The sequence below is a fragment of the Methylopila musalis genome, assembly GCF_042679725.1.
In the GTDB taxonomy this organism is placed as follows: domain Bacteria; phylum Pseudomonadota; class Alphaproteobacteria; order Rhizobiales; family Methylopilaceae; genus Methylopila; species Methylopila musalis.
This window is the reverse complement of the sequence record NZ_JBHTMX010000365.1, coordinates 1-1,267: the sequence shown is the minus strand read 5'-3', so window position 1 is coordinate 1,267 and position 1,267 is coordinate 1. Positions and strand designations below refer to the sequence as shown.

General features: G+C 75.1%; 1 protein-coding gene. It reads right to left on the bottom strand.

Going from position 1 to position 1,267, the window contains the following annotated elements; all coding sequences use genetic code 11:
- The coding region (locus ACFQ4O_RS17685) for a polysaccharide pyruvyl transferase family protein (protein WP_378777711.1) at nucleotides 1–1,125 on the bottom strand (1,125 nt) is incomplete at its 3' end.
- Nucleotides 1,126–1,267: the final 142 nt, after the last annotated feature.

Here is a 1,267-nt window from a genome sequence, read left to right as displayed (position 1 = left end):
GCGCCGGTGATAGGCGCGCATCCGCGCCAGCGTGTCGTCGCGCCCGGCGAGCGCCGCCTGCGCCAGCGCGCCGCCGAGCGCCGCGAAATCGTCCGCGTGGCGGTCGAGCCCGGCGCCGGTCACGAAGGAGCGCACCTTGGTGCGGTTCGCGACCGGCAGCAGGGGCGCGTCCGCCAGCACGCCGAGAATGACGCCGTGCAGCCGGTTGGTGACCACGAGCCGACTCGCCTTGAACTCCGCCACCACCTCCTGCCACGTCAGCGGCGCGTGGCCGACGACGCCGAGCCGGTCGCGCAGCGCCGCGAGCGTCTCCGCGTCCTCCTCCACGCAGGTGCTGAGCGCCTCGACCTTGAGGCCTGCGGCGAGAAGCCGTCCGGCGGCGGCCACGACCTCGTCCGCGCGCCCCGTCGCCGCCAGAAGGACGCGGTCCGGATCGCGATCGGCGGCGGGCGGGACCGTCGCCGCCTCGTCCGCCAGCGCGAACACGCTGTCGACGCCGGTCTCCGCCGGCACGCCGGCGCGCGCGAGCAGAACGGCCGAGGCCTCGTCGCGGGTGACCAGCGGCCGGGTCAGCGCGCCGAACAGGGACGCGAGCCGCGACGGGGAATGCAGCCGGAACAGGCTGGGCTTGACCGAGAACGGGAAGGCCGCGACCTCGACCCCCTGGCGGCGGATGGCGCCGAGCGTGGCGAACATCAGCCCGCCAAGCTGTCGGCCGCTCCACTGCTCGCCGCCGGCGACCAGCACCGTCTCGTAACTGGCGAAACCGGCGAAGCGATCGGCCCAGGCGGCGGCGCGGCGGCGGATGGCGGCGGCGAGCCCGCCCGGCGCGAGCCGCAGCTTCAGCGCGGTCATCGCCAGCCGCCCGAGCGGCGCGCCGTGGGTCGGCCCGCGATAGTCGAAGGCGGAGGCGCGTTCGCGGAACGCCGCCATGCGGGCCGCGTCGACACCGTGCAGCGGATGCGAGTACACATGGAGCGCACGTTCCGGAAAGGCCCGCCCCGCCTCCGCGAGCATGGCGTGAAGGATCGCGAAATCCCCCAGATTGCCCTTCAGATTGGCGAACACGATCGCGACCGCGCCGCGCTGCGCGCCGTTCGGACCGACGGAGGCCGCGCCGCTCACGCGACGGACCTTAAGGCGCGCGCAGCGTGAGCGCGCCCGGCGGCGGCCTGCGCATATGGGCGGTCGACGCGCGGCTGCCCGGCGTCACCAACCAGTGCCTCGGCTGCGACGATGGTCTCCACGTCGAGGTGGCAGCGCTCCA